Source organism: Pseudovibrio sp. POLY-S9 (genome assembly GCF_001431305.1).
GTDB lineage: Bacteria > Pseudomonadota > Alphaproteobacteria > Rhizobiales > Stappiaceae > Pseudovibrio.
In genome coordinates, this window is sequence record NZ_LCWX01000219.1 from 1 (window position 1) to 229 (window position 229).

General features: G+C 53.3%; 1 protein-coding gene. It reads left to right on the forward strand.

What is annotated here, in order from left to right; translation table 11 throughout:
• Positions 1-229 (forward strand): hypothetical protein (locus PPL9_RS22465; protein ID WP_152986795.1); only part of this gene is annotated, 229 nt, incomplete at both ends.

A 229-nucleotide genomic window follows, 5' to 3' on the forward strand; every position in this document is an offset into this window, starting at 1 on the left:
GATGTTCAGGAAATTCTTGCTCTTTCTGCCAAGCAAGTCGACGATCCCTCTACCGAGTGGTCTACCAATGGTGCCTCAACCTGGAACGGCGGCGGTATGCACTACAGCCATGACTATGGCTTTGGCTTGGTGGATGCACATGCAGCTGTTCGGCTTGCTGAGACCTGGCAAGAGCGCAGTGTTTCAGCGAACGAAATTACAGTTGCCGCTGAAAGCGATGCGAAGGATC